Origin of the sequence: Enterococcus mundtii, from assembly GCF_013394305.1 — a bacterium.
Lineage (GTDB): Bacteria > Bacillota > Bacilli > Lactobacillales > Enterococcaceae > Enterococcus_B > Enterococcus_B pernyi.
The window spans coordinates 1418091-1445078 of sequence record NZ_AP019810.1; the positions used below are offsets into that span (position 1 = coordinate 1418091).

22 protein-coding genes and 1 pseudogene are annotated in these 26988 nt (G+C 38.1%); 5 read left to right on the forward strand and 18 right to left on the reverse strand.

The window, feature by feature from the left end:
* Positions 1-16: 16 nt before the first annotated feature.
* Positions 17-1387 (reverse strand): DNA repair protein RadA, encoded by a 1371-nt coding sequence (radA, locus tag HZ311_RS06760; protein WP_010734059.1) that lies wholly within the window; start codon positions 1385-1387, stop codon positions 17-19.
* A 65-nt stretch (positions 1388-1452) separates the two neighbouring features.
* The gene (locus HZ311_RS06765) at positions 1453-1980 is read right to left on the reverse strand and encodes a dCTP deaminase/dUTPase family protein (protein WP_010734058.1); all 528 of its coding nucleotides are present in this window, start codon (positions 1978-1980) and stop codon (positions 1453-1455) included.
* A 214-nt stretch (positions 1981-2194) separates the two neighbouring features.
* Between HZ311_RS06765 and proB the strand changes: the two genes are divergently transcribed.
* Entirely contained in the window at positions 2195-2998 is an 804-nt protein-coding gene (gene proB, locus HZ311_RS06770) for a glutamate 5-kinase (RefSeq protein WP_010734057.1), read from the forward strand.
* The gene (locus HZ311_RS06775) at positions 2998-4245 is read left to right on the forward strand and encodes a glutamate-5-semialdehyde dehydrogenase (protein ID WP_010734056.1); all 1248 of its coding nucleotides are present in this window, start codon (positions 2998-3000) and stop codon (positions 4243-4245) included. Before proB ends, HZ311_RS06775 begins: the two co-directional genes overlap by 1 nt.
* 180 nt (positions 4246-4425) lie before the next feature.
* On the opposite strand, the gene HZ311_RS06780 is transcribed toward HZ311_RS06775, so the two are convergent.
* A complete protein-coding gene (locus tag HZ311_RS06780) occupies positions 4426-4734 on the reverse strand; it encodes a hypothetical protein (RefSeq protein WP_175401350.1) in 309 nt (102 codons plus the stop codon).
* Positions 4735-4818: 84 nt separating this feature from the next.
* On the reverse strand, positions 4819-5259 hold the full coding sequence (locus HZ311_RS06785; RefSeq protein ID WP_019723030.1) for a DUF2798 domain-containing protein: 441 nt from the start codon (positions 5257-5259) through the stop codon (positions 4819-4821).
* Positions 5260-5479: 220 nt separating this feature from the next.
* Here HZ311_RS06785 and HZ311_RS06790 point away from each other — a divergent pair, with 220 nt between their 5' ends.
* Positions 5480-8548: a glucosaminidase domain-containing protein gene (locus HZ311_RS06790; RefSeq protein WP_137072966.1), complete on the forward strand. Its 3069-nt coding sequence runs from the start codon at positions 5480-5482 to the stop codon at positions 8546-8548.
* 67 nt (positions 8549-8615) lie between these two features.
* Here HZ311_RS06790 and HZ311_RS06795 read toward each other — a convergent pair whose 3' ends face one another.
* Together HZ311_RS06795 and HZ311_RS06800 are read right to left on the reverse strand one after the other, a co-directional pair.
* The gene (locus HZ311_RS06795; RefSeq protein WP_010734052.1) at positions 8616-9776 is read right to left on the reverse strand and encodes a glycoside hydrolase family 73 protein; all 1161 of its coding nucleotides are present in this window, start codon (positions 9774-9776) and stop codon (positions 8616-8618) included.
* Positions 9777-10106: 330 nt separating this feature from the next.
* On the reverse strand, positions 10107-10952 hold the full coding sequence (locus HZ311_RS06800; protein WP_023520531.1) for an SDR family oxidoreductase: 846 nt from the start codon (positions 10950-10952) through the stop codon (positions 10107-10109).
* A 121-nt stretch (positions 10953-11073) separates the two neighbouring features.
* On the opposite strand from HZ311_RS06800, the gene HZ311_RS06805 reads away from it, so the two are divergent.
* Entirely contained in the window at positions 11074-11541 is a 468-nt protein-coding gene (locus HZ311_RS06805; protein WP_019723027.1) for an Rrf2 family transcriptional regulator, read from the forward strand.
* A 171-nt stretch (positions 11542-11712) separates the two neighbouring features.
* Positions 11713-13320 (forward strand): SWIM zinc finger family protein, encoded by a 1608-nt coding sequence (locus HZ311_RS06810; RefSeq protein ID WP_023520532.1) that lies wholly within the window; start codon positions 11713-11715, stop codon positions 13318-13320.
* A gap of 171 nt (positions 13321-13491) precedes the next feature.
* Here HZ311_RS06810 and HZ311_RS06815 read toward each other — a convergent pair whose 3' ends face one another.
* The 12 genes and pseudogenes from HZ311_RS06815 to esaA all read right to left on the reverse strand — a co-directional run bounded on the left by HZ311_RS06815 (position 13492) and on the right by esaA (position 26988).
* The gene (locus HZ311_RS06815) at positions 13492-13824 is read right to left on the reverse strand and encodes a DUF4176 domain-containing protein (RefSeq protein WP_010734048.1); all 333 of its coding nucleotides are present in this window, start codon (positions 13822-13824) and stop codon (positions 13492-13494) included.
* Complete coding sequence (locus HZ311_RS06820) at positions 13817-14710, reverse strand: hypothetical protein (protein WP_023520533.1); 894 nt, start codon at positions 14708-14710, stop codon at positions 13817-13819. Before HZ311_RS06820 ends, HZ311_RS06815 begins: the two co-directional genes overlap by 8 nt.
* A 5-nt stretch (positions 14711-14715) precedes the next feature.
* A complete protein-coding gene (locus tag HZ311_RS06825) occupies positions 14716-16236 on the reverse strand; it encodes a transposase (protein WP_023520534.1) in 1521 nt (506 codons plus the stop codon).
* A complete protein-coding gene (locus HZ311_RS06830; protein ID WP_010734045.1) occupies positions 16227-16577 on the reverse strand; it encodes a hypothetical protein in 351 nt (116 codons plus the stop codon). Before HZ311_RS06830 ends, HZ311_RS06825 begins: the two co-directional genes overlap by 10 nt.
* A gap of 9 nt (positions 16578-16586) precedes the next feature.
* Complete coding sequence (locus HZ311_RS06835; protein ID WP_010734044.1) at positions 16587-16841, reverse strand: hypothetical protein; 255 nt, start codon at positions 16839-16841, stop codon at positions 16587-16589.
* An 11-nt stretch (positions 16842-16852) separates the two neighbouring features.
* Positions 16853-17254 carry a DUF4176 domain-containing protein gene (locus HZ311_RS06840; RefSeq protein WP_010734043.1) on the reverse strand — a complete coding sequence of 134 codons (402 nt, stop codon included), beginning with the start codon at positions 17252-17254 and terminating at the stop codon, positions 16853-16855.
* A pseudogene (gene essC, locus HZ311_RS06845) lies at positions 17251-21662 on the reverse strand (type VII secretion protein EssC). The gene HZ311_RS06840 and the pseudogene essC overlap by 4 nt, the downstream one beginning before the upstream one ends.
* The gene (gene essB, locus HZ311_RS06850; protein ID WP_137072972.1) at positions 21649-22821 is read right to left on the reverse strand and encodes a type VII secretion protein EssB; all 1173 of its coding nucleotides are present in this window, start codon (positions 22819-22821) and stop codon (positions 21649-21651) included. Before essB ends, essC begins: the two are co-directional and overlap by 14 nt.
* A complete protein-coding gene (locus HZ311_RS06855; RefSeq protein WP_010734040.1) occupies positions 22818-23093 on the reverse strand; it encodes a hypothetical protein in 276 nt (91 codons plus the stop codon). The genes essB and HZ311_RS06855 overlap by 4 nt, the downstream gene beginning before the upstream one ends.
* A gap of 13 nt (positions 23094-23106) precedes the next feature.
* Positions 23107-23592 (reverse strand): hypothetical protein, encoded by a 486-nt coding sequence (locus HZ311_RS06860; protein ID WP_010734039.1) that lies wholly within the window; start codon positions 23590-23592, stop codon positions 23107-23109.
* 13 nt (positions 23593-23605) lie between these two features.
* The gene (locus tag HZ311_RS16045; RefSeq protein WP_414458092.1) at positions 23606-25249 is read right to left on the reverse strand and encodes a TIGR04086 family membrane protein; all 1644 of its coding nucleotides are present in this window, start codon (positions 25247-25249) and stop codon (positions 23606-23608) included.
* 23 nt (positions 25250-25272) lie between these two features.
* Complete coding sequence (gene esaA, locus HZ311_RS16050) at positions 25273-26988, reverse strand: type VII secretion protein EsaA (RefSeq protein ID WP_414458093.1); 1716 nt, start codon at positions 26986-26988, stop codon at positions 25273-25275.

The window sequence follows — 26988 nt, forward strand, 5'->3', positions numbered from 1 at the left end:
CCATTTCATTTTGATTTTAGCGAAATACTCGTCTAAGAGTTTCATCAAGTGTAGCAACACCTACGACTTCGATACCCTCTGGAATATTCCAACCACCTAAATTATTTTTAGGTAAATATACTTTTGTAAAACCTAATTTTTGTACTTCTTTGACTCGTTGTTCAATTTGGTTGACTCTTCTGATTTCACCAGTCAGACCGATTTCTCCAATAAAACACTCCGTTGGTTGCGTTCCTTTTTCTTTGTAACTAGACGCAATACTGACTGCAATCGCTAAGTCGATTGCAGGTTCATTTAATTTTACCCCACCAGCTGCTTTTAAGTAAGCATCTTGATTTTGCAACAATAATCCTGCCCGTTTTTCTAAGACTGCCATGATCAATGACACCCGATTAAAGTCTAAACCAGTCGTTGTTCGTTTGGCATTTCCGAACATCGTAGGCGTGACTAAGGCTTGGATCTCAACCAAGATCGGACGTGTACCTTCCATGGCGACAACGATCGCTGAACCTGTCGCCCCATCCAATCGTTCTTCTAAGAAAATCTGTGAAGGATTGGCTACTTCTTCAAGGCCATGGGTGTGCATCTCAAAAATACCGATCTCATTGGTGGAACCAAAACGATTTTTGACGGCACGCAAAATGCGAAAACTATGATGTTGCTCACCTTCAAAATACAAGACCGTATCAACCATGTGCTCTAACATGCGCGGACCTGCAATCGAGCCTTCTTTCGTGACATGACCTACTATAAAGATAGCAATACCGTTTGTTTTTGCGATTTTCAATAGCTCAGCTGTGGTTTCTCGCACTTGACTAACACTACCAGCGACACTCGTAATATCAGGTTGAGTCATTGTTTGGATCGAATCGATGATGACATAATCAGGTGAAATTTGTTCGATGGCTCGACTGATTTCATTCATATCTGTCTCTGCATACAAGTAAAACTCTGTGTCGATCGAACCTAATCGTTCTGCACGCAACTTGATTTGGTCCGCACTCTCTTCTCCCGATACGTAAAGGACTTTTCCACCAATAGCAGCCAGTTGCTGTGATACTTGCAAGAGTAAGGTGGATTTTCCGATACCAGGGTCGCCACCGATCAAAACCATCGAGCCAGGGACCACACCACCGCCTAAAACACGGTTCAATTCTTCTAGCTTCGTCTTTACTCGTGGTTCTTTCTTAGGAACCACCTCAGCAATTTTTGTTGGCTTGGCTTTTTCTCCGGTCAAACTCGTTCGTACTCTGCGGTCCGTTGTATCTTGTTCGATTTCTTCAACCATGGTATTCCATTTACCACAATTTGGGCAACGTCCTAAAAATTTAGGCGACACATAGCCACAATTTTGACAAACAAATTGAACTTTTGCTTTTTTGGCCATTTCGGTGTACCACCTGTCTTTCATTTTACTTTTCTTGAGTTAAAGATAACTTAAATCTACTTTGCTTATTGGTTGGATGAACCAAATCCACCTTGACGAGCATTAGCGGTTTGATCTTGGTCCGCTTTTAAGAACGGTAGGAAGATTCCTTGCCCAATTCTTTCCCCTTTTTTGATCACTACATCTTTGAAACCAAAATTCGTGAATTGGAACATGATATGCCCTTCATTTGCTTCGTTATTATAATAGTCACTGTCGATCACGCCGACACCATTCGTCAAAATCAAAAAACGTTTTAATGGATTGCTCGAACGATTGGCTAATTGTAAGAATTCATCCTCACCCATATACGCTTTGATTCCTGTAGGCACTAAAACGGGTTTGATTTTCTTTTCCTCTGCTGACATTTCAGAGATCAGCGCATCTGATACAGCTGTTAGTCCTTGCTTGAACCCGGCTTTCCAAACACTTGGAATCACCACATCTTCTGCTGCTTCAAAATCATAACCGGCAGCGTGATGAGTCGCTCTTTGCGGCAATTGGATCTGTTGATCCTGATAACGTGTAATTACTTCAAAACCTCTTTTATTCACCGAATCCCTCCCAGAGTAAACTAGTTCTATTTTAACATACCAAGCGACTGAATACCCAAAGTTAACGAATTCTTCATGAAATTCCTTTCTCTATTTAAGAAACAAATTTATTGATTTTTTGAAAAAAAGTTTATTAAAACATGACTTTATGATTGAAAACAAGTAGAATAGAGCAAAATCATTTCTGTGTAAAAAAGATTAGTTGAGGTGCACCATGCGAAAAGAAATAATAGAAGCAAAACGAATCATTATAAAAGTAGGAACAAGTACGTTGATCTATCCAAATGGCAACATCAATTTGGGTGCGATCGATCAACTCGCTTTTGTTCTCTCTGACCTTCGTAATCAAGGCAAAGAAATCGTCTTAGTCTCTTCCGGTGCAGTAGGTGTTGGGATGCACAAGATGAATCTAGCAAAGCGTCCTAATACGATCCCCGCACAACAAGCGATTGCAGCAATTGGACAAGCTGAATTGATGAATATCTATAATCAACGGTTCAGTGCCTATGGTCAACAAACGGCACAAATCTTAGTGACGCGAGATGTTATCGATTACCCTGAAAGCCGAAAAAATGTTGTCAATACGTTAGAACAGCTACTAGCAATGGGAACCATTCCGATCGTCAATGAAAATGACACCGTCGCAGTGGATGAATTAGATCACTCCACCAAATTTGGCGACAATGATCAGTTATCTGCGATCGTTACCAAACTGATTGCCGCTGATCTACTCATCATTCTTTCAGATATCGACGGTTTTTATTCGGATAATCCAACCATCAATCCTGACGCTGAAATGTATCAAACAGTTACCGCGATCGACGATGAACTGATGGCCCAAGCAGGTGGTGCTGGTAGTGCCTACGGAACTGGTGGGATGGCAAGCAAACTAAAAGCAGCTTTAAGGATCTTTGAAGCAAATCGTCCGATGATCTTAGCAAACGGAAAAAATCCAGCAATCATTTTTGATATTTTAGCTGGAAAAGAAATCGGCACATTATTTAAGGAGGTTTTATAATGACTGATCTTAACCAACTTGGGATACAAGCAAAAAAAGGCGCGCGAGAACTTGCTTTGATGCCGACTAAACAAAAAAATGACTTATTGTTGCAAATGGCACAAACAATCAAGAGAAATCAACTAGCCATTCTTGAAGCCAATCAAAAAGACTTAGATCAAGCGACAGAAAATAATATTAGCGAAACAATGCAAGATCGTTTACGGCTAACACCAGAACGCATCCATACAATGGCGGAAGAAATCATTAAAGTGGCGCAACTAGACGACCCAATCGGAAAAGTTGATCACATGTGGCAAAACGAAGATGGTTTATTGATTGGCAAGAAACGTGTCCCTCTAGGTGTCATCGGCATGATCTACGAATCACGTCCGAATGTGACAACTGATGCGGCAAGTCTCGCATTTAAATCAGGAAATGCAGTGATTTTACGTGGTGGAAAAGAAGCCTTCCATTCCAATCAACTGTTGGTTGAATTACTTCAAGAAACATTGGGAAATGCTGAAGTTTCGCCTTACGCGATCCAATTCGTGGATGATACCTCTCATGAGACGGCTGCGGAATTGATGCGATTAACGGATTATTTAGACGTATTGATTCCTCGAGGTGGTGCTTCGTTGATCAAACGTGTGAAAGAGCAAGCCACTGTACCAATCATTGAAACGGGTACCGGCAACAACCATATCTATATCGATAAAGAAGCACAATTAGCCATGGCCGTGGATATCATTGTGAACGCCAAAACATCTCGCCCTTCTGTCTGTAACGCTGCCGAGACTTTGCTGATCCATTCAGAGATCGCACCTTTCTTCTTGCCATCTATTGAGCAAGCACTGGTTGAACATGGTGTCTCTCTACATGCAGATGCTCACGCGTTAGATTATTTAGAGACCGCAACCTTAGCAGACGAAACCGATTGGGATACAGAATATTTGGATTATATTTTAGCGGTTAAGATCGTTGATTCTTTGGACGAAGCAATTGAACATATCAACCGTCACAATACACAACATTCCGAAGCTATCGTGACGGACAGTTACACAGCAAGCCAACGCTTTTTAAATGAAGTTGATGCAGCTGCTGTTTACGTCAATGCGTCCACTCGCTTCACGGATGGTTCAGTATTTGGCTTCGGTGCAGAAATCGGTATTTCTACACAAAAACTTCATGCTAGAGGTCCAATGGGGCTAAATGAGTTAACAACGACGAAATACATCATCTATGGAGATGGACAAATTCGTAAATAATGTTTCACGGGAAACATTTTATGTGCGAGTTGTCTTTCATAATAAAGTTACGTAAAAATCAGATTATTCTTTATTAAAAGAAAAAAATAAGACGACATCCACAAAATTTTAAAATAAATTTCGTGGATGTCGTCTTGTTTCTAAAGAGTGCACACTATTAGTACATTCTCCCTTGATAGACTATTCTTCCGTTAATTGATCAAATAAAGAAAAGCCATCAAATGTTTCTCCATCGTAATAGCGCAATAATTGTTCACTCGTCAGATTTGTGGTAGTTTCTTTTTCCTCTTCTGATTCAAGAAGAAGTTGTTCACGATAGATTCGGTAGGTCTCTGCTAATTGTTGTTGCATTTTTATCCTTGAATTAGCCTCCGCATTGATCGTCGGAAGCTCCTTGATCAATCCCCGATAAATCAACTGTTCATCTACCCATTCAACAGGTAGTTCGACCATCGTCAAACCTACCTCTTTAAAATATTCTTCGATCATCATCTAAGCCTCACATTTATGTCTTGCTTGCATTTTAGCTTATCTAACTGAAAGTTGCTAGCGACAACATAGAGACTTCTTTATTTATTTTTGGATCGTCGCCAAAACTGCACGTGAAACTGGACCGACAAATAATAACTGTAACGGCAACGCCATGATCACATTCATTTTCCAAGCTGTAAGATAGGCAGAAAGAAATTGTTCTGGAATCCCTTGTTCAATAACAATACCGAATAATGACATACATGTCACCATACCTAAAACCATGAGACATGAAATCGTAAGGATCATTTGCATTTTATTTTGTTTATTTATAGGTAGTTTGAAAGCAATCTTTTTTGCGACTACTCCTACGATAAAAACATCTAAGATAAATGCCACGATAAATCCTGGTATAAGTCCTACGAATAAGTTTGATACATGCAACGCATTATGTAACCATAGATTATAGATACTCATCCCTAAAACCATCAGAAAACACATCATTGTTGTAAAAATAATTCCTTCTTTTTTGTTTGTTGGCACTTCAATCACTCCTTTTCATGAAAAACAGCATAGCATAAATGAAAATTTTTCGTAAGTTTTTATTTTATTTTTTTCATCGAGCTATATTTCTTGACTTAATTTAGAAAATATATTGGAAAATAATTAAATTTACGATAGAATAATATTAGTAACACCGAAATAAAAATAACATTTTCTTATCAATCAAATAAAGAAAAGATTATAACCAGGAGGATATTTGATGAAAGTAAGGATTTTGCTTGCATCGATAATGTTATTAAACGCATCATTGTCGCCATGTATTGCTTTAGCAGAAACAGTAACAAACAATAATCAGCAAACCGAAACCACCTCAAGTTCAATCACCGAAGAAAAAACAACGAATGTAATATCTCCAACTACCATTTCAACCACAAATGAAGAGATACCCCCACCCAGCACTGACACACCAACTATAATAGGAACTCCCCAATTAATAGGAGAAAGCTATAAGGATGGTGTCAGTAAACCGAAACGAATCAACGTATCAGCGACTGAAACTATGCAACAAACATTTATTGAAGATGAGGAAAACAAAAAAACAACACATAGCTACATTGGTGGAAACACAATCTATGAAATCAATTCCACAGATGTGCAAGTCCCTAACCCCCGAACTACTGATTCATCCACGATCCAGTTAGCTGTCTACACTGGAGATGTCTCACAAACCAAACAAACTTTAGCTTATTATCTTGCACAACAGTTTAAAACTTATCAACTCTCACTCGAAAATCTCACAGATATTCTTTCAATTGATCCAACTTTAGCGATCAATGAAGATAGTTTGTTTGCTTTGATCCAAGAGTATTATCCGCAGGTCACAGAAAAAACCACCATTCGAGAAATAGAAGATTTAACTGATCAATATGGGAGTGTGCAAGACACACCAATATTCCCCACTTTATCTCTTCAAGAGAATAGCGAGGTAGTTACAGGAAAAGTCGTTTTGGCTCAAAAAGCAGTTTTATCTGACCATACTACTTGGTTTTTTGCTCAAAATGCTAATCACCAAGGTTGGATAGCTGCAGAAGCTATAACAACCTATATCCCTCACTCAATTAGTGAAAGAGAAAAAAAAGGCACATTGACTTCAAATGCGAAACTTTATTCTAATTTAACCAACGCCTGGCTTGATATAGCCGATGAGTCGATTGATACCACTATAATTTATGATGTAAAAAATAGTATTGAAATCGATCAATCAACTTTTTATGAACTTTCACTAGATGGAGTAACAGCTGGTTATGTGCCAAAAGAAAACTTTCAATTAAATGATGGCGAAAAAGGTCTCGATGATATATCTAGGGGTGAATCTTCTATCATCACTAGCGATGTTCCAACTGACGCTCCTGAACTTTCTAGAAAAAGTAATCAAGATAGTTTTATTACAGAAAGAACAACTCAACAAGCTATCCTTACTTACGGCACACATATACGAAATATCGGATGGCTTCCTGAAGTAGCAGACGGTGAATTATCAGGTACAACCGGCAGAGTTCTCCCAGTTGAAGCCCTTCGCTTAAACTTAAACACTTCTTTACAGGGAGCTATTGAGTATACGTCTTATGTCGAACAAACTGGGTGGCAAAACTGGGTCACACAAGGAAATATTTCAGGAACTGTAGGTCAAGCGAAACAAATCGAAGGAATCAAGCTACGTCTGACAGGCCAATTAGCCAATCAGTTCAATATTTTCTACCGTGTTCACGTGAAAAACATGGGTTGGTTACCATGGACAAATAATGGGAGCGCTGCTGGATCAATTGGTTATAACTATCATATTGAAGCAATTGAGATACGTCTAATTGATCGATCACAGACAGGACCAGCTACGGGAGATTCTTATCGCGAAAAAGACCCATTCGTTTTAGCCCGTACTCATGTGACTAATCGTGGGTGGTTAAGTGAAAAAGATGCCAATACTTTTGTAGGAACGACGGGACAAAATTTAAGTTTACAAGCCATCCAGTTAAGATTATCAGAAAATACAATTGGTGGGGGAATCAATTACCAAACTCATGTGGCAAATCATGGATGGGAAACTAGTTGGCGTTCTAATGGCTCCACATCAGGAACTACTGGCTTACATCTGCCAATTGAGGCTGTAAGAATCAATTTAACTGGAGCAATAAGTACACGTTATGATATTTATTACCGAGTCCATGCACAAAATTTTGGATGGTTAGATTGGGCAAAAAATGGAGAGAATGCTGGGACTCAAGGATACGCGACACAGTCAGAAGCCCTGCAGATCCGCTTAATACCAAAAGGAGCGGCAGCACCAGGACCAACAGCCCGTGCGTTCCGTCTCGCCCCCCCTAAACTCACTTTGCAAGGACATCTGTCCACAAATGGATGGGTTAGCCGTACAGGACTGACTACGATGATCAATTTCGCAAACCAAGGACGTCAATTTGAAGCAATTCGGGCAACCTTAGCAAATTCTAACTACTCTGGAGTGATAAACTATGATTCACACCTTACTAATATAGGTTGGACAACACCTGTCTCAAATGGAGTAATATCTGGGACTACTGGTCAAAATCGTTCCCTTCAAGCTTTCTCTTTTAGCTTAACGGAAGAATTATCTGAAAAATACGATATTTACTATCGTTCATTCGTCCGTTCACGCGGTTGGTTAGGTTGGGCTTCAAATGGTCAAAAAGCAGGCTCAGTTGGAATGAGTCTACCTGTCGAAGCAATTGAAGTCACGATTGTAGAAAATGATCGAAAACCAGCGGGTTACCAAGCAAATCAACTGACCATATTAGGTCAAATTGACACTTCAACACCAGAAGGAAGATTTGTCAATTCTATTACACAAAGTGCAAATCGAGTTGCTCCAGCATACGGATTATACACTTCTGTCATGCTTGCTCAAGCAATTCTAGAGACCGGCTATGGCACTAGCTTCTTGGCACGCAATGCGAACAATTTCTTTGGAATGAAGTTCAAAGATGGGGAAGATGAAGGGAAATATGATTACGTTTGGCATGTATCCAATGAAGTTGTCAACGGGATCACGATACCTGTCAATTCTAAATTCCGTGTCTATCAAAGTACCGATGAATCTTTCATCGACAATGCTGTGAAACTGAAATATGGCGTACCTTGGGACCCTGTTCGCTATCGTGGAACTTGGAAAGTTAATACACGTTCTTATCGAGATGCGACCCAAGCCTTAACTGGAACATATGCAACTGATCCAAATTATGGAACAAAATTAAACAACATCATTGAACGTTGGCGTTTGGATCAGTTTGATTGATCTGATCTTTTATAAAAAATATCTACTTGACATTATTTAAAAATGCCAAGTAGATATTTTTTATTTATTAATTCGCGTAAAAACCGATTCCCTCATATCTCCAACCTAATGGTGTCAAAGAATCTCTTTCTACTGAACTTAATGTGTAATGATGTGTTCCGATAGTTTCATTTGGGTTAAATAGTCGATAAATTGGTTTAGAACCTCCAGAATAAAAACTTAGCCCTTCATATCTCCAGCCTAGTGGTGTAAGGAAGTTGATTTCTGACTGAGCCATTGTATAATGATGATCCCCATTATTTGGATTATACAGACGATACACCGGTTGACCACTATTTGGTGCTTGCCATGCAATTCCTTCGTATTTCCAACCAACTGTTGATAAATAGTTTTTCTCTCCCGCATTTAATGTGTACAAATGTTGCCCTGTACTTTTATTATATAAGCGATACATCGGTGAAGAACTAGAGTTTGGCGTATCATATTGTGTCAAATTATAGGTTTCAATAATACTATTCAATGTTGAACCATAGTTTGGTGCTGTCGCGTAACGACCTGTTAACCATGCTGTGGCATCTTTATACGAAGAGGTATTACTTTTCCAAGCACCTGAGTAATAATACACACCCGATTGGAACGAAGTTGTTTTAAGAACAGTTACATTATCCTGTAAAGATTCTGCGTACGAAGGATATTTACGAAAAGCGGCATTTACAGTGATCCATTGCCCATTTACAAACTCAGAAGTTGGCATTGTCACGGATTGCCCATTATAACTTCCCTTTATTCCAAATAAATTGTAGTTAGGTGCCGAAGCTAGCGTACTTTTCCCCCAGCCACTTTCAACAATCGCTTGAGCGATCATAACTGAAGCATATAAGTCATTCGCGCTTGCTAAGGTCTGTGCACTTGCAGCAATGCTATCAATGAACGCTTGTTGCGCATTTGAAGAAGCACGTGCTGAAAATGCTGCTATGCCAGGATTTTCAAATTGTGATAAATCCGCTTGATGTGTGTGTGTTAGTTCTTCCCCATTTGTCAGAGGATTCGTAATAGATTCAGTTTGTTCCACATTTTCCGTAGGCTGTTCTGTCACATCGTCTGCTTGTGTCGAAACGGTGGTTTCAACAGAATTATTTGTCCCTACTTCTTCTGCAAGTACAGTAAGGTTGGTAGTCACAAGACTACTCAGAACAATTGCACTAAATAATAAATTTTTTGCTTTCATTACTTCTCCTTTATTCTTAAAAATAAAATAATTTAATGTGTTGCATATGATAACAGAAATATACACTCTCTTTAAACATCATACACTTTTTAATTATACATAGATTTCAACATTTTTCAGTATATAAATTCTTAAGATTTAGAGGAGTCTTTATGCCATTTTGTAACTTTCTATTTTTGAAGTCGATGATTATTGGCTCAAATCAAAAAATAAAAAACTCTTAGAGGCTTGCCGGCATAGTTTAGAAATACATCTGCTATTTCCAAACCCATACGCGTGCTCTAAGAGTAACATTCCTATTAAATTCGGTAGAAAAAACTAGTCCTTAATTTAGATACCTAACTCCCTTAACCCATCTTCTATCGAAGTCAATTCGCGTCCTAATACTTTTGCAAAATCATCAGAAGTTACATCTAACTGATTATTGCGAATATCATTTTGGATTGCAGTCGTCATTTCTGCACCACCTTGAGAAAATCCCGAGGCTGTTAGTTTGTCTGTAAATTCATCTGGAGCCAACGAAAGGATGTCTAAAGGTTTCCCACTTACTTTAGCAACTTGTTCTGCCAAGGTTTGATAGGTGATTGGTTTTCCAGATAATTCTAAGAACTCAGGATAATCCATTCCTGCTAACACTTTTGCAGCTACTTCTGCATACTCTCTCTTTAACGCCCAACCGGTTTTCCCTTCGCCAGCTGCATAAACAAACTGACCAGTTTTCAATGCTACTCCAATCAATGGCATCTCATTTTCTAAGTACCAGTTATTTCGTAAAAAGGTATGTTTAATACCCGATTCTTTGATGATTTTTTCTGTAAATTGATGGTCTGGAGCCAGGATACTAGTCGAATGATCTGCATCCGCAAAACTAGTATAGGCAATAAAAGAAACCCCCGTTTCTTTTGCTGCTTCTACAACATGTTGATGTTCAGCTTGTCGGTTTCCCGGTACACCTGATACAAATAATAGACGATCGATGCCTTGTAGCGCCTGTACCATCGTCTCGCGATCAGCATAATCGCCGATGCGAACTTGAAGTCCTGCTTCAATTAATTTCTGTGCCTTTTCTTCATTACGAGCAAGGACATAGATCTCCTCCAATGGAACCAGCTTCTTTAATTCTTCTAAAGCGTAGTGTCCAAATCCTCCAGTTGCTCCTGTTACTAAATAAGTCATATTCCCACTCCCTATTGATTAATTATTTTTGTTCATATAGCTGTACATTTTTAAAATACACCATTATCATAAAGAGTATGCTAAGATAAGTCAAGAAATCAAGTTGAAAGGATGGATTTTAATGAAATATTCTCTACAATTAAGCGATGCGATCCACATCTTAGCTTATATCCACATATTTCAAGGAACTGATTTACTTTCAAGCGACATGATTGCAAGTAGCATTGAAACGAATCCAACAAATGTTCGAAAAATCATGAGTCAATTAAAAAAAGCAGATCTTATCCATACAACAAGTGGGAAACCAACACCCGTACTTGCGAAAGCTCCCGAAAATATCAATTTATTGGAAATTTATCGAAGTATTGAAGGCAACACAAATTTGATCCAAGTAGATCCAAAAACAAATCCGAATTGCGTGGTAGGCGCTAATATCCAAGAAGTCTTGGCTGCAACTTATTCTCGATTACAAAAAAAAGTGGAAGAAGAAATGGCAGTAATCACTTTAGATGGACTCATTAAACAGATTGCATTATCAGAAAAAGAGAAACGTCCAGAAAACCAGCCGCTCGTGGAAAAATTTCTTTAGTTTGATGTAAATCAGAGTCACTTTTAGTTATCTAAAAATTAAAATAACAGTTTTATATTATTATTAATTTTATAATAGATTAAATAATCTTCGTACTGGAAAAAAATTGCTGTTTTCTTTTTATTTATTCGGTAAAATTAAACTATGAAGATAACTAAAGGAGGAAATTTTATGAAAGATTGGAAAAACGATTTTTGGGAATCTGATTTAGATCATGGCTATGAAATGTTTATTGAAAAACGCGTTCATGGATGTTTGTTTACACAAGAAAAAATCATCGCAAAAGTCACAGAAGAAAACAAGAAGGAGTATGACATACTTATCCAATTAACAGATGACAACCAATTCTATGGTCTGTCTTGCAGTTGCTCCCACGAAGACACAGGTCATTGTCCTCATGTCGTGGCTACCTTATTCAAATATGAACAAGAAAAAGAGCAGAGAAAAGCAAATGAACTGGTCAAGTTGATTTCTTATGCAAATGAACAAGATATTCAAGACTTTCTATTAATTATTTTAAAAGAGAACCAAGAACTAGCTCAACGATTCCAAGAACATACTGCAATCAAAAATATGGACGATTACGATAAAATGATTGTTATTTTAGAAAAACATACCCATTATTCTGGAAGCAATATTCATGATCGTACACTTCAAAACATCAATAAAGAACTGTCTGAATTTTTAAACAGTCTTATTGATACATCCATCGCAAAAAAACAGATCCTTCATGCATTCGAATTAATGAACAGAATAGTTGAACACTTTGACTTAGCAAAGGTACATAATGTAGAAAATGATATCAGCCTTATCATGCATCAATGGTACTCTCTATGGAAAAAATTACTTAGACATGCGTCTGAGCAAGAAAAACAACGAATATATTCTAAACTTTCGGCTAAAATAAATAACGCAAGCCAATCTCGTTTTTATATCCAACAAATTTTACATGAAGAATTCCCTGAACAGTTCTCTGATCAGGATCAGCAAAAACTTGATCAAACATCTGAAAATAACGGACACTTAAACTATAAAAACAAACGACTGCTATCCATTCGCCAAATGGAAAATTTGAATTATACAGACAATCAAATTCATCAACGTGCACGCGAAAGCTGGCAATCTCCAACTATACGTTCACAATATATTGACTATCTGATGCAAAAGAAAGCATATGAAGAAGCAATCACTGTTTTGAATGAAAGTATTGTATTAGATCAACACTCTTCTGATATGGTCACCTTGCATCGCTATGCATTAAAAAATCTTTATCATAAACTAGGGGAAAAAGAGCTGTATGCGGAACAAGTCTTGCATCTTCTATTAGAGGGAGAGACCGTCGATATGAATTTGATCCATCAATTGAAAAAAACATATTCGATTGATCAGTGGGAAGAAGTACGTGAAAACTTATTTGAAAAATTAAAATATCGTACAGACGTTGGATTGTTTTATTCAAAAGAAAGACGTTATGATTTATTGTTGGATTATGTCCTCAAGTCACCTGGACTGGAAGAAGCAAGTCGCTATTTTTCTTTCTTGAGAAAGCAATTTCCAGAAGCGCTTCTTCAAAAATATGAATACGAATTACGGCGGATGGCTGCTGAGACAACTACACGTTTACGGTATCATAAAATGGCTTTGTTGATCGCCGAAATGGCCACCCTTCCAAGTAGCACCATCTCTGTTCAATTACTGATCAAAGAACTAAAAGAAAAATACCCACGCAGAAAAGCGATGCTAGAAGAATTGAGAAAATTAGAAAAAACGTATAAATAATGTAGCAATAGCGACCCTATTCACAGTCCGTACTTCAAAAAGCCGAATCAACAAGCAACGCCGTTGATTCGGCTTTTTTGAATAGACAATTACAAATTTGTCTATTTCCTATATTTTCCTAAAAAAGAAAAAGCATTTTAAAAACTTTTAAATAACATGATATCTCATCTGTCAATCAAATCCAATCGGAATTGATTGGGCTGATTTACTGGTTGCTTGCTTCACGTCAGTCTCCCACTTGCTATAGATCTCTAAAAATCTCACTTCTTCTTCATCACTATATCCTTCAAAAACAACTTTATCGATATTTTTATGATCAAAAAAAATAGTGGTCTCAGGATTTAATCCTGAGGGATAAAGTACTGCCATATAGTCTGCAAACGTATCTTTTTTCGACTGTTGATCTGTATATACAGCACCTCTTCCAACGATGACTAATTTTTGTAACCCTTCCTCAAGCAACACGACACTTCCTAATGGTAATAACTTTTTCCCCTCATTCATTATATATTTCCTCCTTATCAGTTCCTTTGATATGTTTGTTAAAATATTTCTCTCCATACCATTCTAATTGTGTTTTCCCTTCAAAATTACGGTATTCTTCTGAGTATTTGTGTTTATAATAACCGTGTAATAGATACGGGAAGAATAGATAGGCTTCGGCGAGAATCACTGCAATATTAAACGCTATCCACATAGCAAAAATATTAATAAAACCGATCATATCTGTTCGAGGTGTATTCCCACTAGGGAAAATGAATTTCCAAATCATGACTATTATGACCACTATCCAGCCATAGCTCATTACCATCTGAATGATTTTTTTTATAAAACCACCCACCTTATGTTTCTCTTTATCTTTTATATTAAGCATTTTTATATTTAAGGAATTACATTTACTTCTAATAACGATATAACCTACTATCGTTAATAAAATCAAAACGATTATCATCCCAATAGAAGTTAATAGTTTCAGAAACATAGTAATAAAAAATAAATTTACTGTCAGTATTAACCAAATAAGGTAATTGTTACAGGTGTTCATTGTAATAAAAATTCTTGTACTACTATTATTCCTATTTTTATATCTTGTATATAACCAGATAAATAAATAAATAAAAAGAAATATCCAAAAAAAACTTTCTGGCAAAAAATTTATATCTGGTTCAGGAACAAGGCTATTTCTATCAGGATCTTTTATCCCTAATTCAGTAAATTTAACAAAACCATATTGTCCCATTATTAAAATTATTGATATAGATATTAATAAAAAACGCTTTTTCCCATTATATAATCCTCTTTTTTCAGTATCTTTTATCATATAATCGACTAAACGATCATCCAACAAGTTTAAGCTTTGTTCAAACGTCGCATTGAATAATTTTTTCATATTCTTCACCAATTAAAGCTAATTTTTGGTATTTTTACCGAAAATAGCATCTTTCCTGTTGATTTACCTACTTGTTGAATATTTTTATACACATGTTTGACTGTATCAATACTTTGTTCAATCACCTTACCCACTTTCTCAACACTCTTATCGTATGCTTCATAAGCAACTTTTTTTCCATAATCGTACTTATTTGGAAAAGCAAACTGCAATATTTTATTTGAAAGTCCAAAAGCAACACCAAGTAAAGCACCCGGCGGCCCAGCGACTGCCGCACCTAATGTCATTCCCTCTAACGGTCCAATGCTCTTCACCATCTCTATTCCACCGCCTATTATTCCTTTGCCAACACTTCCTGTTTTTCCATATTCATTCACCGCATTGGCGGCGAAAGTGACGCCTAATTGCGCGTAAGTAGCTACTTGGCCTGCCGTTCCTAATCCTTTGGCAACACCCCAATTTTTAGCTCCTTGCACAAATTGAGATTTCTTCAAGGCTTCGCTGACATAGGTTTTTACGGGAGAGGTAAATTTAGTGAAATTTTGATAGGCCTTGCCTAGCGTATCGATTTTAGGAATCCATTTCCCTTGGGCAACGGCTTTACCGAACATTTCGTATTTTGCAAGACCGCTAAATAATTTATTTTTCATACCTGATGGTAGATGATTAGCAAGCATCCAAAATTCATCGTTGGATGCCAATTTGTTGACTAATGCATCCGGATAATTTTTGATCAACATTTCGAACCGCTTGACTGCATCGGTTTTCCCATCTTTCAAGGGTTGGACCAATTTTTCGATCTCCGCATACATTTCTAAGTAGGCATTATTTGAAGATTCTTCCAACAAAGCTTGTCCGTTTGGTTTGTACTTCTCAAACCAACTCCCATCCACTCCTTTCGGCAATACATAACTACCGTCTGCCTTGATGGTTGTTTGGTTCAAGACTAATACGCTTTGCATGGCGAGTTTCAATTCCAGTAGACTGTTATTGAACAGTCCACTGGTTTGGAAGTTAAAGGCATGCAGTTTTTGTTGTTTGCGTTGCAACTTGTAGATATCTTCTTGCAGGCTGTCCGCCATTCGCATCAAGTTTCGATGAAAATCACTGAGCATTTCTGTGATACCTGGTAATATGCTTGTATTGGCGATCTGCCTAATCGTCTGCGCGTGGTTATCGATTGATTGTTTAGCGAATGTTTTGGCACGAATCTGTCCGCTTAAATTCTCTTCATCCAAGTATCCTTCACTGGCAAGCATTTGATGTGCGGAAGAGTAAAGATTCAAGTCTGACTGAATCCCTTGTACCGCAGTGTTTACCCGATTGATCGTAGGAATGATCAACTCAGAAAACAGCCCTTTCCCAGCTTGATAAGCAGCTCCTGAGAGTTTTTTGCCATCAACCGCTTGAACAACTTGTTGACTACCTGTTCGTAGTTGGGTGATCGTTGTACGAGCAAGCGATAAATTAGTGGTCAGATTGCTCATTAAATTAGAAGACTCTGTGGCTGAATAAATTAGTCCCATCGTTTATTCCTTTCTTTCTGAAGTTCCGTACGTTCTTCTTCAAGTTTGATTACACCTTTTAAGTATTCTTGATCTAGTTGGTGCTGTTGGTTTTCTACCAACTGCGTGAAGTAAGTTGATTTCCCTTCATTCTCATTTTGCTCCCAACGAGCAACTTGGCTTCCTTGGGATACTAATTCTTCTGTGAATTGTTGGATTTCTCGAAAGCTTTTTCGCATGTCCATCTCTAAATAATACATACATTGTTTTAACTGCTGTTTTTCTTTACTCAGACGCTCCAATCGTTGTTCATTGTTGCTGATTTTACGCTCATATTCAGCGAGCAACTCTTCCTTTTCCATACTGACTCCTTACTTGAATCTTGTTTGACTGTCTCTGACTGCGATTGCTTGAGCAAGCTGAGGGAATTTGTTTGCCTGTTCATTGACACAAGTAACTAGATTTGAAATATCGGTGAGTAGGTTGTTACTGACCTCTACTCCTGTTTTCATACTGCTGATCGTGCTCTTGCTTAAAGAACTTGTTTTACTACTACTAACAGATACATTTTTTATTCCTGATACGGCTGCTGTTGCAGTGGATTCCTGAGAAGCGATTTTCGGCATCTTTTTTCTCCTTATCTGAATTGATAGAATGGGTCTTCTTTTAATCTCTCTTCTTCATTGATTTTTATAGTTTCTACAATCTGTACAGGTTTCTCCTCTTGCACGAGTGGTGGTCTAGTTGGCGCATCCCTAAGTTGCTTCAGCAAATCGTCTAAAAATTCTTCATCGTCTTGGTTTTGGAAGCCTTCGAACAACACTTCTGTGATTTGATCGGCATGGATAGAAAAGACTTCTTGGCTCGGTACATCTCCAAACGGATGGGGGGCTACTCGATATCTCGCTATCACTTTTTCTTCTTCATTTTTAGCGATGGCACGAGCAACGACAAAATAGAGCAGTTGGTCATCCTCTGTCCCAACTAGTCTTAAGATACTACCTAGTGGCAAAAACGGTGTGATCATTTCTTCTCTCATGCTTCTTCCTCCGTAGGAAACACCAAAGCTTCCAAGTGTTCATCCTTCAAACTGTGTAGGACGTTTTTAGCAACTATTGCGTTTTTTTCTTGATAAGAAAGATTTTCAATAAATAATTGATTTTGTAAGCTTCCACCAAATAAAATATGATCGATATTTTCTTTTACGAACATAGTGATTCCGCCAAAGGTATTACCCACTTTCGTCATATGATCGAGAAAAACAAACTGTAAATGCTCGTTTCCTCCACTTAGCAGAGCGGTAACTTCCTCAGGGTTCAATGTTAATTTATCGACCAAGTCTGCGATACCATTGATAATGATGATTCTCTTGCCAGTTTCATTTGTTAAGAGAGCTTCTAAAGCCCCTTTTAGGGCTGTTACTTTTTCACTAAGACATGAACGGTCCAAATATAGTGAAACTTTCGGCTTTGCTGGTTCGAGTGTTCCATTTGCATCGATCAACACCACTTCTTCTTGTCTTTCTTGACAAATTTGTTGAAGCAGCCAAGGCATCATCGCACGAAGTTGCTTATTGGATTTGAAAAAGATCCCTAATCTCATGCGCTGGAACAAGTCGAACGATTCTACTGAAGAAGTGGCTTTGTTTAATCCCAAATACAGTGTGTGGCTGTCGTCTTGTTCAAGGTAAGAAGCAAAACTTTTTTGCGTTAGGTTTTCTGGTACCATTGGAATTTTATCTGGGCGTTCGCCTGTCCAAGCTTGATTGATTTCTATAATTTCTTCTTCCAGATTTTGGAGTAGTTCCGCATCATTTTTCCCGTTAATCGGCAGATAAAACTGAATGGTAGTTGGCGTAGAGAGTAAGACTTGTCCGCGCCCATTGATTGCTTCAGGTGACAAAGCATTTCTGCCCATGACCATATTTATTTCATTTTCATCGTTTAAATATAGCGTTATCTTAGTGGCAATATTGCTCATCATGTTAGTCCGAATACTTCCTACACGATTCGCGGTCATCACAAGAAAGATACCCAAACTGGCACCATCTCTTAGTAGTTGAAGAAGCACTTCGTCGATTCTATCTTTGCGCTTATCTTCCAAGCTCAGGCCATCATAACTATCAAGAATGATTCCTAAGATCGGTAATTTTTCTCTTGTTCTTGTTTCGTATTGCGTTAGATTCGCGACACCAGCTTGCTTGAACAAATTTTTGCGTGCTGCCAATAATTTTTCGATGCGATCAAGCATTTTTTGCAGTTTTTCATCTTCTTCCAAAGTCGCTATATCCGCAATATGGGGTAATTCCTTGAGTACTAATAAACCATTATTCCCAAAATCAATTAAATGAAACTGAATCGTTGCAGGGGTGTTTTGACGGGCAAGGTTCATTACAAGAGTTTGCAACACTGTCGACTTCCCATAGCCTGGACTAGCTACGATCAATGTGTGACTCGCTTCTTCGAGATTGAAGGTATAATTCATTTGTTTTTGTTCAGAAGGAATATCTAAACAACCAAATGGGATAGCTAGATTACGAACTTCTGACTGTTTTATTTTTGGCGCCATAATCTGCTTATTTAAGTTCGGTAGCCATGGCTTATCCGGCAATTTGTAGGTAGAATCGGCAAAGATTGTCTTGATCTTATCAATCACTGCTTCTAATTGTGTCGGCAAATCTCGTGTATCTTTTCCTTGAATGATTTCGATATCTGGATCATAGAGTAATTCTAACTGGCCCAATTCGTTGATTTTGAATACCCGTTCATCAATCACTTCTTCGATCAATTGTTCTGGATCATATGGAACCCCCGCATAGCCACTTTGAAATAATTCATATACCTCATTTTCGCCAACTTTCAAATAGCCTCGTCCAGGATTCGTGATTTGTGCGGCATCTGGCGTTTTGAGTAACTCATTCGAGTCTTGGACACTCGCCATTTTCAAGGCAATTTTACTCGTACTATTGGCTTCGATCTGGTCATTGACTACCCCAGAAGGTTTTTGGGTGGCTAAAATCAAATGAACACCTAATGAACGTCCGATTCGTGCAACAGAAGTGAGCTCATCTAAGAATTCTGGAACATTGGCTTTAAGCTCCGCAAATTCATCCGAAACTAAAATCAAATGGGGCAAAGGTTTTTGTGGATAAACAACGTCTGGTTTTGGGGTATTTCTTTGTTTATACAAGGTCATGTAGCCGTTGATATTATTTACACCATATTTGGCAAACTCTCTTTGACGTTTCGCTAGCTCTGCTTTGATGCTTGCTAAGGCTCGCGCAGTTCCAGCACCATCCAAATTAGTGATTGCGCCCATAAAATGGGGCAAATGATCTAAGGTATTGGCTATTCCGCCACCTTTCCAGTCAATAATCAACATGCCGATATCTTCTGGCGAAAAATTGATTGCTAAGCCGATCAAATAAGTCGTTAAAAATTCAGATTTCCCGGAACCAGTCGTACCACCAACTAAGGCGTGTGGTCCATGGACTCGTTCATGTAGATCCCAGTAAACTAAATCTTTTTTTCCACGCCAACCAATTAATGAACGAATCGATTTATTAGGTTCCGCAGTAGCCCAGCGATTTGAAATCGCTAGTTCTTCAACTGTCTTGACCTCATATTGATCCAATAGACTCAAGCTGTCAGGTACGGCATTTTTCTCTACTTCCACATGATGAAGATTCGCCAAACGCCGAATGGCTTTTTCGATTGGATAGGTTGTCGGCAAATGATTGGGAATAAAACGCTGGTTCACATATTCATTGTCCTGATTGATCAACGTTGCTGCTTCATTGCTTTGATATTCAATTAAAGTAGTCGTTGTTTCTGGCAACATATTCAACGTTTCTTTTCCCCAAATGACCGTCATTCCATAGTCTCCTAAGTTTTCGGCTAAAAACTCGTTCAATCCATGACCTGCCAACCAACTTTCATCCAAAATCGAAAAAACATACTGTGGCTGAAAGTGTACCTTTTCATTTCCCGCTTCACGGACTTGTTGTTTTCTTTTTGCCACTATTTGATAAAAAGAATTCAAAATTATGTCTCGACTTTGGGGGTATGCACCATTCCTCTTAGATTTAAAGAACGGATTTTGTTATGAGGTAACCAACGCCATTCTCGCCAATGTTGTTCGTACTCTTCCGACGGGATCAGTGTAATGAATTCGACGTCTCGATAAGAATGCAACACACATAACTGAAATAATAGGAGTTGTAATGCTGTTCGTAAAACACTAGGTGTTCCTGCTAAGCCAACCGTCTGTTCCAGAAGTGAAACGATGATCGGGGCATCTCCAAGTTGTTTATAGGGACTATTAAGATGCTCAAACGCTTCATTACTCAGTTCATCCTCTTCTACCGGCTGAAAGTTTGTTTGAAAACTAGCATTGATTTCGCCGATTCCTAGGCGGACAGTCAAAAAATCTTCGTTCACTGTCATGCGTTCATAAATCCTCGCATGATAATCTTTAGCCATCAATGCTAATTCATCCAGTGAAGGATTCATATATTCTAATGCTGTTTTTTGTGTTTGCTGTAAGACATTAAGCTCTGACTTTTTTTTGATCATATACTGACGGAAATGCTCTTCTCTCATATGATTTTTTCTGTTGATTTCTTTTTTGTTTGTAAAATAACTCGACACAGAAAAACCTGTTGTAAGTAAACTAGCACCTCCCATACTGATCAACATAACTGGATTGCCCCCGCTCAAAAAACTTGTCGCACCGCTCAAAACAACCATACCTAACGGTGGAACGATAGTTTTCAACCACTCATTCTTTCCTTCATTAGATTTCTGCTTAGGCGCTTGGATCTCTATTTTTTCTTTTGGCTCCTTTAAATGGATTCTTGGACTACGCCTAAATGCTGGAAAATTTTCTGGATACTCGGGAATGTAGGGTTCTTCGAGCAACTGCCAGGGGTCCAACTGTAGCTGATTTTTTAAATCTGAGATCTTTAATTGTTTCTCACGCATCTCAATCATGAGATAATCAATGATCAATTGATCGCCTACAGAAAATGGAAAGACACCTTTTTCTACACGTTGGTGATTGTAATAAATCTTGGCCTTACTAGGATAGATTTTTATTTGATAGTCATCAGTACTATTACGATGAATAAAAATCAACGCATCCGAATCAATACGGATCGCCGAGTCTTGTGTATTTGATAGATAGACGCTTTCCCTTGGCTTATTGACGATTACCGTTTTCAAATTTTCATGATGAACGAGGAGAAACTTTTCATCCTTGACTAATTCTCCTCCACAAAAAAGCTGTCCGTCTTCACAGGAAAGTGTTCGATTGTCCAGTATTACTTGATTGTTTTTTTCTGTTATTTGTTTATGAATAAACGTCGAACCAAAGTAAAAAAGATCATAAAGAACTGAAACGGAATGTTGGATTTGATCAGTTATTGAATTTGGCTTAGTTTGCTTCATTACTATCCGTCTCGCTTTCTAAGATTTCTAAGTACTTATTGATTTCTTCCTCATAACTTGTTAATAACTCTTGCTTCTTCTGTCCACTCATCTTGTTGTTTGCTCGCGTCGCGTCGTATAGTTTGGTGTAGGCATGTAAAATGTATTGATGATCGCCGAGGTTTTGTGCGATATCTAATGATCGTTCAAAATTCCCCCTTCCAATATAGATCCAGTAAAGCAAAGTATTCTCATTTGATTTTTGAGAAATGTTATTTAAGATTGCTGTCTTTTGCTCATTCGACAAATTATCCAGCTGTACCGCGCTGACTGCAGCGACATATTGGGCACCAGAAGGGAGATCTTCGGGTTTATCATCTTTTAATGTGGTCAAAACACCAGCATAATTATTAGCAATATATTGCGTTTCAGCAGAACTGATCCGTTCTTGTGCGGGAAGTTTATCAAACGCATAGATACCTGTTGTAAGCGCCAAACCCATTGTTGAAATACTTAATAAAAGCGTGCCCCACTTAAACATAAAATAGCTTCTTTTGTTCACCATTTGAATTTCTGATGCACGTTTCGTTTTCTGCTGTACGACTTGTTCGCCAATCATGCGGTCGATTTCTGCGACACTGTTTGCTCTTTGGATTCGTTTAGAAAACTCGTCCTTCAATGTGCCATTTCCTTCAATCAGTTGCTCATAATCGAACTTAGGATGTAAAATTGTCAGGATCAAGGCACGATATTGCTTCAAAAATTCTTCTTCGGTTATTTCATAAGGAATAATTGAATGCGCAAAACCTCTATGTGCTACGATGATTTCTTCTCCAAATAGAAATAGATTGGCTGGATGGATGAACGGCTGGATCGGGCTACTCAAAAACTCGGATAAGAAATTGATTTTTTGTGCAAGTAATAATCGTTGAAAAAGTTCTGTTCGTTTAAGGTACTCTTGCAAAGAATACATTTGTTTACTTTTCTGGTATTGAATGACGAGTTTTTCCTCTGAAGATTCTACGATCTGTCCAGAGAGCAAGTGTTTTTTCTGTGTTAAGAATAGTTGATACTGTTCTAAACGATCGAGTTGGTATTGCTTAGCATTCAGTGTCACTTTGACAGCATCAGTTGTTGTCTCAATCATGATCGTTTCAGAAATATCTTTTATGTGGGTCACGTTCGTTCCTCCGATTTTTGTTGAGATTCATGGATCAGTAAATGATCGCCTTCACTTAATGGATAGTCTGCCACATATGCCTCTTCCTTTAAGCGGATCGGTTTATTCAATACCACTAAGTCGAACACCTCTGGCAAGGACGAACCATTTTGTATGAAAGATTCCTTCAGTAATTCTTTTAATCGTGTAATCGTTACTTGGGTCGGGATCTGTAAGTCAATGATTTCTTCTTTGACTTGTAAACTTATCCCAATTGCTTGATTTCTATCCAACTACAACAGTCCTTTAATCATTTTTGTATTTCTGCTGTGAAAACTTTTTACCAAGATAATTGCCTCCAATAGTCAGTAAAATACTTCCTAGTAGAAGTAAGATCCACAAAACAATTCTTCCCTGGATAGCTGTGTGATTTGGGTTAGCTGACACCTGATGTCCTACAGACATTTGCCCTTCTTTGAATAATTGGGGTGTAATTGTTTGCTCAAAGACCTGTGGCTGTGGAGTTGCTTCCGACACAAAGACGAGGTTGTGAGCAGTAGAAATCTGTTGTCTTTGTTGTTGGACACGTTCTTGGTCTAATTTTGTTTTATCTTCTAAAAATAAATCTTGCACTATAAATGTTGTTTCATGATCTTCGATGCCTTCCCTTTCTTGGTAGATCACATGGTTATTGATAGTGAGTGTGCTTGCAAAGACTGTGACATTCGGGTGACTTAAAAATAGTAAAACTACCAACAAAAAGAAAAGCCCCCCTATTTTTTTCTGAACCATTTTATACCTCCGTTTATTCATTTGACCGTTCTTTTTTCTCTTCTGGTCGGACAATAAAATTCAGTATCACTCCAAATATCAGGAATAGAACGAGCATGAGATAACTTCCCCAACCGATGACACCCTCATTCATCAGCACATTAAACCCGTTTTGAATATTCTGTAAAGGTGACAGACGATAGAGCCATTCTGTCAACGAGCCATTTTTGATTGCTACGCCCAACAAAGGAGTCAACATGAAGAACAAGCCAAAAATCCCACCACATAAATACAACGTGATTTTTTTGAATTGGCGCATGAACCCTAAAAGAATCAATTGACCACTAGCAAAGACTAAAAATGCATAAACGAACCAAACAAAAGAATGCGCGACTCCTGATACTATGGTCGTTAAAACGCTATAAATAAGTGACAGAACTAACGTTACACTGAGTACCGCCACCATATTAGGCACGTTTTTCCATATACGGTTCGGTGTGACTAACAAATCGACAGAAGTCACTACACGTTTTTTCATCACGCTAGACAATTGAAAGGATACTAACAGAATCATAAAGCCACCGATCAATGTCACATAGTAAGGAGTCAATGAGCTTTGTCTTGTTTGACCAAAGCTTCCTTGTCCTAAAATTGGACTTGCTAAAAAATTAAAGACATGTGGATTGTCTGCCCCTCCATTCTTTGTATTCGAAAGGACTTCACTAAATGATTCGGCATATGTTTGATTTTCAGAGACAGTCTGTGCTGATTCATCAAGAGAGGTACTTAGATTACTTAAAATAGTGGTGGCATTCTCTTGTACTTCGATGGTCGATTCTTTTAGCTGATCGATTGTAGGTGTGATATCAGCTACTTCTGCCGCAGATTGACCGGTAACTTCAGCTGCTGCTTTTGAACTTGCCATCAATCCTTGCATCGTTTCGATCAGACTGGCTGTTTGAGCTTCAATCAGAGCGTATTCATTTTCTTTAGGATGTGGATTTTCTTCTGAGATGACGGATTCCGCTTCTGTTTGTGCCGTTTGCTGCCAACTGTCGTATACTGCATGGATTTGTTGATTCGCAGAGGCGAACCAGTGGTTTAATTTGTCCGCTTCTTCCATAAATGTCTGTGGTAATGTCATTAATTGCAAGGTACCGTACAAGGTTGGTTTTAGTTCTTCAGGTTCTTTAGTCCCAGGAGAACCAATGACTGCTTGTAATGCAATGATTTGATTCTCGGTATCGCTATACAACTGATCCCCTGTTTTTTTGTATTCCTGATACAGTTGTTCACTGATCATCGAAGGTTTGTCGCTTTCCTGAAGATTGTTATATAGCCAATAGATCGAACGAGAATCAGCTAATTCAATAAGGGATCTCCCCATATTTTCTGGTTGATCGATCATCTGTCGATATGCGGGAATCGTTATAGAATGGTGTGGTGCACCAAATAGCGTGACGATTTGTTGCGCAGTCGTACTTAATAGTTGAAACTGTTCCAAGATTTGTGGCACATCATCAATCAATGGCTGATCCATTGGAAGATATACCGAGAATTCACTCATTGGTTGTTCGCGTTCATTGATCATCCATGTGTAAAACACCTGATTGTATGAAGTAGTTTGTTGTTCTGGAGTCAACTGCCACTTTAAAGGAATGCTTACTTCAAAGTTCAATTTATCTGATAGCGAAGGATATTCTATACGCTGGTATGTCTCTTCCGTTTCCTCCTCCGGTTCAATCGTCCAAGGTTGTACGATTGTGAATGATTTGTATCTACTCGGATTGCTGTTTCATAGTTGTAGGGGGCTAGTAACTGATTCAATTGAGTTTCCATTTCTATAAAATCATATGTTGGATCAAAAAAGAGCATTCCTTGCTGCTCTTCTTCTGCTTGTATCGAGAGGAACGTATCTTGATTTAACTCAATTGACATCTGTTGATTGGTGGTGGGTAAAGAAATCATTGCATCATGTTGTGCGTTCGGTTCAAGATAAGCAAAAGAGGCTTCACTTCCGATTGGTCGGTCAAAATCATGGGCATAGCGTGTAACAATCGCTAGCTCATCATTGAAAATGGCGGCCTGATCCTGACTGATCACTGCTTGATTTTGTAATTCAGCTAATAATAGAGCTAAACTATCCACCGAGATCCGGGGCAATATCTCCTCGATAACTGATTGGTACGCCCCATCTAATTTGGGTTCATTCCTTTGATTTGTCATCAATTTGATAATCGCATTTTTCACTTGAACTTCTGTCGCAGTTGCGGGTGTACTTGTCGGATCATTATAATACGCATTGGCAATTTGACCTTTTAAGCGTTCTAGCTGTTCTACTTGACTCTCCAACTCAGTAATTTGTTGTTGGATCTCTTCGATGCGGGTTTGTTGATTGGTTTGAAACGCCGTTGCCTGAGCCAAGAAATCCCAATAAATACCGAAACTATTTTGTTCATTTGGTGTATAAAAGTTACTAAATTGAGCTAAAATCGCATCATTGAATAAGTCGTATTGATTTCTATAATCAGTTGTTGCGTTCTCCCACTGAGTGGTTAATTGATTTTTTTGTAAGATGACTTGTTGATTGAATTGATCGATCGCTCCAGTGATTTTTTCATTCGTTTCTTTTGTATAATCAACAATTGTCTCCTGAACATTTTCTGTCTCTTTGTGAGTCTCTTCTAAACTTGTATTATTGCGCTCCAAAAGAGATTGTACCGAATCAACAAAGGCCTGTTGTTGTGCCTTGAATGCACTATTTGTTGTATCTAAAATACTAGTTGAGTCTAATACACTCGCATAGTTGTCTGAAATATTTTGGAATGGCTGATAGATACTATTTTCTAGATTTTGCTGATAATTGCTATGTGTATTCGTCATTTTATTCACGTTTTGCTGCGCTTCAGAGAGATTTCCTACAATACTAGAGAAATACATCTGCACAACACGCTGATTGAAGTTTGTTAAAATCTGATTCACTTGTTCTTCGATCATTTGGTTAGTTATCTCATTTTGACCATCTCGAACTTGGTATTCGATGATCGCTTTTTCTGGATTGATACTTTGTAAAGATAATAGTTTTTCCGAAAAATCTTGGGGAATAATGATTTTTGCATCGAATTGGCCGTTCTCTAGTCCTGCTGTTGCAATATTACGCGTAGTCGTTTCCCAACGATTGGCAGTATCTTTATTGATCAGTGTCACAAAATCGGTTCCTAACAAGTACTGCTGACCTTCAAAATCTGCTCCTCGATCCTCATTTACCAAAACATATTGCATTTTTGTCGTCGGGCTGGCGGTGCTCGTGATGATACTCTTTTCTTTAAAGCCAATATAAGCAAAGAAAAGAAGCAAAGATAAACTTGCGATGATCGCAAGGATAAATGGCTGCTTTTGCTTCAGATGGTTTTTCAA

Excerpts from the sequence above, each read along its gene's own strand:
- HZ311_RS06820 (WP_023520533.1), bottom strand. The coding sequence starts at position 14,710 with ATGAAAAAATTATTCAATGCGACGTTTGAACAAAGCTTAAACTTGTTG.
- HZ311_RS06805 (WP_019723027.1), top strand. The coding sequence starts at position 11,074 with ATGAAATATTCTCTACAATTAAGCGATGCGATCCACATCTTAGCTTAT.
- HZ311_RS06825 (WP_023520534.1), bottom strand. The coding sequence starts at position 16,236 with ATGGGACTAATTTATTCAGCCACAGAGTCTTCTAATTTAATGAGCAAT.
- HZ311_RS06815 (WP_010734048.1), bottom strand. The coding sequence starts at position 13,824 with ATGAATGAGGGGAAAAAGTTATTACCATTAGGAAGTGTCGTGTTGCTT.
- HZ311_RS06810 (WP_023520532.1), top strand. The coding sequence starts at position 11,713 with ATGAAAGATTGGAAAAACGATTTTTGGGAATCTGATTTAGATCATGGC.
- HZ311_RS06775 (WP_010734056.1), top strand. The coding sequence starts at position 2,998 with ATGACTGATCTTAACCAACTTGGGATACAAGCAAAAAAAGGCGCGCGA.
- proB (WP_010734057.1), top strand. The coding sequence starts at position 2,195 with ATGCGAAAAGAAATAATAGAAGCAAAACGAATCATTATAAAAGTAGGA.
- HZ311_RS06830 (WP_010734045.1), bottom strand. The coding sequence starts at position 16,577 with ATGGAAAAGGAAGAGTTGCTCGCTGAATATGAGCGTAAAATCAGCAAC.
- HZ311_RS06800 (WP_023520531.1), bottom strand. The coding sequence starts at position 10,952 with ATGACTTATTTAGTAACAGGAGCAACTGGAGGATTTGGACACTACGCT.
- HZ311_RS06835 (WP_010734044.1), bottom strand. The coding sequence starts at position 16,841 with ATGCCGAAAATCGCTTCTCAGGAATCCACTGCAACAGCAGCCGTATCA.
- HZ311_RS06795 (WP_010734052.1), bottom strand. The coding sequence starts at position 9,776 with ATGAAAGCAAAAAATTTATTATTTAGTGCAATTGTTCTGAGTAGTCTT.
- HZ311_RS06860 (WP_010734039.1), bottom strand. The coding sequence starts at position 23,592 with ATGGTTCAGAAAAAAATAGGGGGGCTTTTCTTTTTGTTGGTAGTTTTA.
- radA (WP_010734059.1), bottom strand. The coding sequence starts at position 1,387 with ATGGCCAAAAAAGCAAAAGTTCAATTTGTTTGTCAAAATTGTGGCTAT.
- HZ311_RS06840 (WP_010734043.1), bottom strand. The coding sequence starts at position 17,254 with ATGAGAGAAGAAATGATCACACCGTTTTTGCCACTAGGTAGTATCTTA.
- HZ311_RS06780 (WP_175401350.1), bottom strand. The coding sequence starts at position 4,734 with ATGATCGAAGAATATTTTAAAGAGGTAGGTTTGACGATGGTCGAACTA.
- HZ311_RS06790 (WP_137072966.1), top strand. The coding sequence starts at position 5,480 with ATGAAAGTAAGGATTTTGCTTGCATCGATAATGTTATTAAACGCATCA.